Consider the following 7819-nt stretch of genomic DNA (forward strand, 5'->3'; position numbering starts at 1 on the left):
CCTTGTCGATCGCCAAGTGCGTGCTTCCTTTCGTAAGGAGAACCAGCACCCCTTACACACACCATTTGACACGCTCGCCGAAGCGTTCCGGCAGGACGCCGCCCGCCGCCACGAGGCCGCCACCGCACGCCGCGCAGCAGAGGCTGCCGAGGGCACCGAGGGTGAGGCGGTGTCGCGGTTGGCGACGCACAAAGATCCCACCCTCGCCGACCCGGATGCACGAACGGAGGCTGCCGGTGGCGGGGTGCAGTGGGTGCGCCCGACGGATCTCGCCGCCAGGGCCGGTGGCGCGGTCGTCGATCGGGGTGCGAAGTGGAACGCGATGCTGCACGAGGCCGCCCTGGAGGGCATCCGGGAAGGCCGCGCCCAGTTGCAGGAGCGCCTCGCCCGCAGGCAGGACGAGCTTGAACCCGCTGCGACCAGTCCGGGCCGGGAGCTTGCCCCCGTGGCCGGGCGGACGGGGGTGAGCCGATGACCCATTCGTCTTCCGGCACCACCCGAGTGCCGGAACACCCGTAGACCCCCACAACCACTCCGACCAGCAGCCGCCCGGCACGACGCCGGGCACGGCACCCACGGCCGCCCCCGCGCGGGGCCGGCTGAGGGTTCCGTGCGGCCTTCCACGCGGCAGCCCCTGCTGCTGTTCGGGGTGTGGAGTGTTCCGTCGACCGGCTGGGGGTCGTACCTGTCTTTCGTCGACGGATCTTCGTTTCTTTCAGGAGTCGCTATGCACCCCCACCCAGACCCCCAGTCCGCCCAGCAGCCCGGCCCTGTTCCGGATTTCACGACCGGTGAAGGGCTGCGCGTGCTGCTGACGGAGCTCAACGAGCACAACGCGTGGGCGACGAGCCCGGTCGCGGCCGAGCTCATGCTCTACGCCACCCAGAAGTACACGCCGATCGCGAAAGCCTGGCATCGCGACCCGGCCGACGCCGCGTATGAGGCGTTCCTCGCGATGCGCACCCCCACGACCCTCGCCGCGGATGATCCGTGGGCGGTGATCACCCGGGCGGTGGCGCTCGGCATCGCCGCCGAGGTGCACGCCGACCGGAACATGACCAGCCAGGACAAGGCCCGCCGCCCGTCGAAGCGGCCCGCGGAGGAGCCGATGCGTGCCGGGCACTACGAGGAGTTCTTCTACGACGTCCACCCGCACGCCCCGAGCCTCGTGCAGCACAGCGGCGGGGAGGATCATTCCGTCGATCGGGTGATCCGGGCGACGTGCGTGTTCCTCGTGCTCACCGACTGGCCGGCCCGCCCGGTCGAGCAGGCCGTGGACTACATCGCGCACCGCGTCACCGGGCTCTCCTCCCGCAGCTCCGCGGTAGAGATCGTGTCCAAAGAACTCCACATCGCCGTCCGCCTCGGCTACACCCCGGAAGCGTGGGCGGCGCTCGTGCGCCTGGTCGTCGGCTCCCAGACCGGGAAACGCCGCCGCAGCGGCCAGTACGGCCTGTTCGCTCGCGTCCTCCTCGGCGACGACGTCGCCGATCTGCTGCGCGACGAGTCACTCGTCACCGCCTCCCGCACCGCGTCCGGGATGCAGGAGAGCCGGGGTGGGTCGTGAGTCGCGGGCATCTCGTCCTGGAGCACGCGATCGACGAGATCAGTGTCGGCTACAGCTTCCGCCGCGACGTCGAGGAGGATCTGGACGAGCTGTGCGCGTCGATCGAACGGTTCGGGGTGATCCACCCGCCCACGGTCACCGAGCAGTACGCGCTGATCTCCGGCAGGCGGGTGCTGGCCGCGCAGCAACGCCTCGGCTACCGGGTCACCCCGATCTGGATCGTGCACGGCGTGTCCGACAAGCTCTCCCACGTGCTCGCGATCCGCGACGAGGAGACCCTCCGCAAAGCGCTGAAACCGATCGAGCAGGCCGAGCTCTACAGCGAACTCAAACAGCTCTACGCCGAGGAGAACGCCCGCAAGCAGGAAGCCACCCAATTCGGCGCCCACCCCGACAACAGTGAGGCAGCGGCCCCTACTGAGGATGGCGGTGGTGTCGATTCGACACCACCGCAGACGGTGCGCGGTGAAGGGGCGAAGACGCGGGTGCGGGCGGCGAAAGCGGTCACCGGGCGGGACTCGCACGGGATGCTCGATCAGGTCGTCGAGCTCAAACAGATCGCCGCCTCCGACACTGAGCACCCGCAGGTGCGGCAGGCCGCCGCCGAGGCGCTGCTCGAGCTCAACACGGATGGGAAAGTGAACGGCCGCTACCTGCGCGTGAAACTCCTCCAGGCTGTCACGCTGCTGGAGCAGTGGGCCGGGCACCCCGATGAGCCCGACGCCATCCGAGAGGCGGCAGCCGCTGAACTCCAGCTCGTGCGGGCGCAGGAGCATCCGAAAGACGCGCTGAAAGAAGCGACCCGCGCGATCGGCCGACTCACCCCGCTGCGGAAAGACGCTGCGGCGGCGGTGCGGGAGGGGTGGTCGGATGCGGATCCGCTGCTGCGCCAGAAGCATCAGATCCGCAAGCTCGTCGATCTGCTGCGCCGCGAGCACGGCTGGTGGGAACGCTACAGTCCCGAAGACTTCGGCGCCTACGCCGATGACGAGCAGTGGGAGCTGGTGGAGACCAGCATCGTCCAGGCCGGCTGCTTCCTCGATATCGCGCGTACCTCCCGAGAAACCCGGAACGACGCAGAGGTGGCTGATGCCCACGTTTGAGAATCCGAAACAGGACGCGGACGAACTCGGCGAAGCCGCCCGCGGCCTGGCGCATGCGACCCGGCACATCACCCACCCGCCCGACACCTACGAGACGCTCGGCGCGCTGCACTATGCGCTCACGAGCGTGCAGCAGTCCCTGAACCAGCTCGCCTCCTGGCACCACAGGCACAGCGCCCATGCGGCGACCGACGACGGAAACCGCCAGGCCGGGCGGGAGCACGCGGAGAAAGCGAGCGGGTGGTTGCGGCTGGCGGGCGCCTCCCTCGACCACGTCGTCTCCCTCGTCATGCGCGCCCAGACCGAGAACGGTCGCATCGCCTGGCACCCAGAACCGGTTGCTCCGGCACCTGACCGTGACCCGGGGATGGCGGAGGCGCTCCGCGAGCGCGAAGCCGCCCTCGACCCCGAGCCTCCGGCCAGCGGAGACGGGCCGGCTGTCCCGCCCTCGATGACCCGCTGACCTCGCGATGGGTGGCGCACCTATCGGCTGACCGTTGTTCCCCCACGTCGGAAGGCCGTTCCTATGTCGTCACCGCACGCCGATCAGCGCCAGCGCAGCCGTCGCCGCCTGATCATCACCCTCATCACTACTGGCCTGATCCTGCTGCTCCTGACCGGCATTGGCATCTACGGCCTCATCACCGGCCCCACCCCGCAAGACCCTGGCGGCTCGTCGCACCCGGGCGCCTCGGAGCCGCCCGGCACGCCGGGCGAGGAGCCCGGGGCACGGGAGCTGCCGTCGCTGCCGCGCACGGACGACCCGGAGAAGTATGTGCGGGCGGTCGCGGAGGCGTTGTTCGCGTGGGACACGTTCACGCTCCTCACCCCGGCCGATCACCGGGCGGTACTGATCGAGGACGCCGACCCCACAGGCACCGAAACCCCGGGCCTCATCGCCGACCTCGACGGCTACTTCCCGTCGGCGCAGACATGGCGGGATCTGGCCGAGTACCGCACCCGCCAGCACCTCGAAATCGAGGACGTGTTCGTCCCCGAGCAGTGGCACGAAGCGGTCGCCGCCGCAGGCGATGAGATCGCCGACGGCACGATCGCCTACACCGTTGACGGGGTGCGGCATCGGCAGGGCGTCTGGTACGGCGATGCCGTCTCGAGTGCGCATCCGGTCGCGTTCACCGTGTTCGTCGCCTGCGAGCCGGTGTTCGACCGGTGCCAGCTGCTGCGCCTGTCCCAGCTCGACAACCCCCTCCGCTGACGAGCCGGTGGTTGTGATGCGGAAGGTGCTCGTCTTCGCTGTCCTCGGGATGCTGCTCGCGCCGATGCTGGGGCTACTCAGCGTCGGGGTGCTCATGAACCCGGCCGTCCTCCACCAGGCCCACTGCCTCGCCTCCGGCCTCACCCTCGGCCCCATCCCGGACGAGCTGGAGGTGACCACGAAAGACGGCACGACCTTCACGCTGAACAAGCAGCAGCTCACCCACGCGGGCACCATCATCACCACCGGCGCGAACACCCCCGGGGTCGGGCGGGACGGGATCCTGATCGCGCTGATGGCCGCGCTCACCGAGTCCACGCTCCGGCAGCTCGCGAACACCGGCACCTACCCCGAGTCCGGGGACTTCCCGAACGACGGGAACGGGTCGGATCATGACAGTCTCGGCTTGTTCCAGATGCGCCCCCAGTCCGGGTGGGGCACGGTCGCCGAGCTCATGGATCCGAAGTATCAGGCGCGCGCGTTCTACGGCGGCCCCGACGGCCCGAACTACCCGTCCCCGCGCGGGCTGCTCGATATCCCCGGCTGGCAGCAGATGGACAAAGGCGAAGCCGCACAGGCCGTCGAAGTCTCCGCCTACCCCGACCGGTATCAGAACTATGAGCCGGTCGCGCGCACCATCCTCGACGCCCTCACCCGCCCAAGTGGTGGAGGCGGGGGCGGGGTGCCGGGGGATGAGACGATTCCGGAGACGACGCGGCTGGTGTTCCCGCTGCCGACGGGCAGCTATACGCGCACGTCGCAGTTCGGGCCGCGCGTCGATCCGATCACCGGAGTTGCGAGTTTCCACTCCGGCACCGACTGGGCCACCCCGGACGGCACCCCGATCGTCGCACTCGCCGACGGCGTGGTCACGTATGCGGGCATGCTCGGCGGGTTCTCCGGGCAGATCACCATCGAGCACACCATCGGCGGTGAGAAGGTCGCCACGAAGTACATCCACATGTGGGCACACGGCATCCACGTCGCCGCGGGCGACCGAGTCACGGCGGGCCAGCACATCGGTGATGTCGGCAGCAGCGGCCACTCCACCGGCCCCCACCTGCACTTCCAAGTCCACCCCGGCGGCGGCGCCCAGCCCGCCGTCGACGCCGAGCCGTGGCTCGCCGGCCACGAGGTCGAGGGCGCCGATGCGCTGACGACTGGGGGTGGCCCGGGCTGCGCGGCCTGAGCGGAACAAGGTGGATGCGGACCGCGGGGCCGGCTACCGCACCTGATCGGTGCCCGAGCCGCCGCCATTGTCAGGAGCCCCGCATGAACCCCTTCGCCCGTGTCCCCGGTTTCGTTGTCGTGTGGGCGGAGAATGTCTACCCCGATCTCAGCGGTGTCGGCGGCAGATCCACGCTGGTGTCGATCGTCGGGGCGCTGCTCACGTTCGTGCTGATCGTCGCAGTGCTGATGCTCATCATCTCCGGCATCGTGTGGGCGGTGTCGTCCTCGACGGGGAACGCGCAGGCCGCGCAGAAAGGGAAAGTCGGGGTGTTCGTCGCGCTCGGCGCCGCGGTGTTCGCCGGGGCCGCGGTGACGTGGATGAACTTCCTGCTGCGCCTCGGCGACGGCCTTTGAACGCGCGTCTCCGGGGTCGCACCTGTCCAGGTGACCCCATCCCAGTCCCGGGGTGGGGCGTTCGCCCGCGAAGGAGCCCGTCATGCTTGCCGTCCTCGACACTCTCACCACCCTTTCCGCGGTCATGCCCGCGAACATCGACATCAACCCGAACGACTCGGGCCTGCCCGGCATCAGCGCGCTGCGCACCGTCGTCGGCGCGGTGATGACGATCGGCCTGATCCTCTCCGTCCTCGCCCTGATCGTCTCCGCCGTGATCTGGGGCTTCGGCTCCAACAGCTCGAACCCGCACTTGTCGTCCAGGGGCAAGGTCGGGGTGCTGATCTCGTGCGGTGCGGCGATCATCACCGGCGCGTCGGTGACGCTCATCAACTTTTTCTGGAACGTGGGCCAGACCGTTTCCTGACCACCGCCTCGACCTATTGGAGGGAGGGGTGTTGTGAGTATCTGCGATGTCCCCATCATCTCGAACGTCTGCGACACCGTCGGCGATACCGCCGCGACCCTGATTTCGGCCCCGTTCGACTGGCTCGCGCAAGCGATCGGGCAGGCCGCGTCCTGGATCTTCCAGGGCGTGTGGGCGCTGTTCGATGCGACCACTCTGGTCGATATCACCGGCGGCGACTACATCGGCGTGTACAACGTGATCTTCGGGATCGCGATCTTCCTCATGCTGATCTTCTTCTGCCTGCAACTGATCACCGGCCTCATCCGCCGCGACCCCGGCGCGCTCTCTCGTGCCGCGCTCGGGCTCGCCAAAAGCGTGCTCGGATCGTTCCTCGTCATCACGATCACCGCGACCCTGCTCGAAGTCGTCGACCAGCTGTGCATCGGCATCATCCACGCCACCGGCACCACCCTGGAGGAGATGGGCGGGAAGATCGGCGTCCTGGTCGCAGGCCTCACCGCGATCAACCTCACCGCGCCCGGGGCTGGGGCGATCATCACGATCTTCCTCAGCTTCCTGGCGATCTGTGCGGCGGCGATCGTCTGGTTCAGTCTCCTCATCAGGAAAGCCTTGATCCTGGTCGCGGTCGTGATGGCGCCGATCGCGCTGTCGGGCTCGTCGTGGGATGTGACGAAGGGGTGGTTCGGGAAGTGGGCGTCGTTCGTGCTCGCGTTGATCTTCTCGAAGCTCGTGATCGTGATCGTGTTCCTCGTCGCGATCAATCAGGTCAACGCCCCGATCGACCTCGACCTCAGTTCGATTGCGGATCCGATCGCGGGCATCGTGCTGATGTTTATCGCCGCGTTCGCCCCGTACATGGTGTACAAGTTCATCAGCTTCGTCGGCTTTGACATGTACCACGCGATGAGCGCCGAACAGGAATCGAAGCAGGCGATGAACCGGCCCATTCCCATGCCCGGCAAGCCCGACGGGAAGACCCCGCCGCGCGTTCTCGAAGGCAAGGGCGACACAGGCGGCTCCAGCGGTGGCGGGAACCCGCCTCCTCCGGGCGGTGCTGGGGGTGGGCCGCCGAAACCCCCACCGCCGCCCACTGGTGGTGCCGGGGCTGCCGGAGGCGGTGGCGCGGCAGCCGGGAGCGGCGGCGCAGCCGGTGGTGCAGCCGGTGGTGCAGCGGCCGGTGGCGCGGGTGCGGGCGCTGCGGCGGGGCCGCTCGGGATCGCCGCAGTCGCGGCGGCGAAGATCGCCAAGGGCGCGGCCGAGGCCGGCCCGAAACTCGGCGACGCGATCGGCCGCGCCGCCGACAATCACGCCGGATCCGCCGCCGAGGGACAGAACCCGCCCCCACCCCCGAATGCGTCGGCCCCGCCTCGGCCGAGTGCGCCGAAGCCTGCGGCGCCGCCGAAGAACGACCCGCCGAAACCCCCGGACGCGCCGAAACCGCCACCGGCCGGGCCGAAGCCATAGACCGGGAGTTCCGAACTGGAAGGGAGGTGAAGGTGTCCGTCGATGCGGGCGGTGGCGTGCAGGAGCCCTGCGCACCACCGCCCTCGGCTCTTGTCGGGGGCGTACCTGACTGGCGTCCGCAATGTATCCCGTTGTTCAGGAGCCCGTCATGGCCGCACCCGCTTCCGCATCCGAGTTCGAGCTGTCCCCGGTGAAGTTCTCCCGCCTCACCAAGCGCGGCATCATCCTCGGCCTGTCCCTCCCGCAAGTGATCGCCGTGAGTGTCGCGGTCGCCGTGTTCGTCGCGTCCCTCTACGCGGGCGGCCCCGCCGCGCTCTACACGGCCCCGATCTGGGGCACCGCGCTGGGCCTGGCCGCGATCCCGGTCGGGGGTCGGAAGCTCGTCGAGTGGGTGCCGATCGAGCTTGTCAAGTTGTGTGTGTAAGGAGTTGGGTCCTCGGGGTCAGAGGTAGGGCTCGATGCGCTCGGGGTAGACG

General features: G+C 69.2%; 10 protein-coding genes. All 10 read left to right on the top strand.

Annotated elements, in window-relative coordinates:
- Nucleotides 1-475, top strand: a 475-nt coding sequence (locus tag ACWXWW_RS17585; protein WP_455971266.1) for a hypothetical protein, incomplete at its 5' end; no start/stop codon positions are given.
- Nucleotides 476-727: 252 nt separating this feature from the next.
- Nucleotides 728-1567, top strand: a complete 840-nt coding sequence (locus ACWXWW_RS17590; RefSeq protein ID WP_455971268.1) for a hypothetical protein — start codon at nt 728-730, stop codon at nt 1565-1567.
- Complete coding sequence (locus ACWXWW_RS17595) at nt 1564-2670, top strand: ParB/RepB/Spo0J family partition protein (protein ID WP_455971270.1); 1107 nt, start codon at nt 1564-1566, stop codon at nt 2668-2670. The genes ACWXWW_RS17590 and ACWXWW_RS17595 overlap by 4 nt, the downstream gene beginning before the upstream one ends.
- Nucleotides 2657-3133 carry a hypothetical protein gene (locus tag ACWXWW_RS17600; protein ID WP_455971272.1) on the top strand — a complete coding sequence of 159 codons (477 nt, stop codon included), beginning with the start codon at nt 2657-2659 and terminating at the stop codon, nt 3131-3133. The genes ACWXWW_RS17595 and ACWXWW_RS17600 overlap by 14 nt, the downstream gene beginning before the upstream one ends.
- 63 nt (nt 3134-3196) lie before the next feature.
- Nucleotides 3197-3886: a hypothetical protein gene (locus ACWXWW_RS17605; RefSeq protein WP_455971274.1), complete on the top strand. Its 690-nt coding sequence runs from the start codon at nt 3197-3199 to the stop codon at nt 3884-3886.
- A gap of 16 nt (nt 3887-3902) precedes the next feature.
- Nucleotides 3903-5075 carry a M23 family metallopeptidase gene (locus ACWXWW_RS17610; protein WP_082406518.1) on the top strand — a complete coding sequence of 391 codons (1173 nt, stop codon included), beginning with the start codon at nt 3903-3905 and terminating at the stop codon, nt 5073-5075.
- Nucleotides 5076-5158: 83 nt separating this feature from the next.
- Complete coding sequence (locus ACWXWW_RS17615; protein WP_054683670.1) at nt 5159-5470, top strand: DUF6112 family protein; 312 nt, start codon at nt 5159-5161, stop codon at nt 5468-5470.
- An 82-nt stretch (nt 5471-5552) separates the two neighbouring features.
- Nucleotides 5553-5876, top strand: coding sequence for a DUF6112 family protein (locus ACWXWW_RS17620; protein ID WP_200116396.1), 324 nt, complete (start codon nt 5553-5555; stop codon nt 5874-5876).
- 33 nt (nt 5877-5909) lie between these two features.
- Nucleotides 5910-7343 carry a conjugal transfer protein TrbL gene (locus ACWXWW_RS17625; protein ID WP_054683676.1) on the top strand — a complete coding sequence of 478 codons (1434 nt, stop codon included), beginning with the start codon at nt 5910-5912 and terminating at the stop codon, nt 7341-7343.
- 148 nt (nt 7344-7491) lie between these two features.
- Nucleotides 7492-7767 (top strand): hypothetical protein, encoded by a 276-nt coding sequence (locus ACWXWW_RS17630; protein ID WP_455971277.1) that lies wholly within the window; start codon nt 7492-7494, stop codon nt 7765-7767.
- The last annotated feature ends 52 nt before the right edge of the window (nt 7768-7819 follow it).

It is taken from the genome of Microbacterium sp. KNMS (genome assembly GCF_053851835.1).

Excerpts from the sequence above, each read along its gene's own strand:
- ACWXWW_RS17590 (WP_455971268.1), top strand. The coding sequence starts at position 728 with ATGCACCCCCACCCAGACCCCCAGTCCGCCCAGCAGCCCGGCCCTGTT.
- ACWXWW_RS17600 (WP_455971272.1), top strand. The coding sequence starts at position 2,657 with ATGCCCACGTTTGAGAATCCGAAACAGGACGCGGACGAACTCGGCGAA.
- ACWXWW_RS17605 (WP_455971274.1), top strand. The coding sequence starts at position 3,197 with ATGTCGTCACCGCACGCCGATCAGCGCCAGCGCAGCCGTCGCCGCCTG.
- ACWXWW_RS17610 (WP_082406518.1), top strand. The coding sequence starts at position 3,903 with ATGCGGAAGGTGCTCGTCTTCGCTGTCCTCGGGATGCTGCTCGCGCCG.
- ACWXWW_RS17615 (WP_054683670.1), top strand. The coding sequence starts at position 5,159 with ATGAACCCCTTCGCCCGTGTCCCCGGTTTCGTTGTCGTGTGGGCGGAG.
- ACWXWW_RS17620 (WP_200116396.1), top strand. The coding sequence starts at position 5,553 with ATGCTTGCCGTCCTCGACACTCTCACCACCCTTTCCGCGGTCATGCCC.
- ACWXWW_RS17630 (WP_455971277.1), top strand. The coding sequence starts at position 7,492 with ATGGCCGCACCCGCTTCCGCATCCGAGTTCGAGCTGTCCCCGGTGAAG.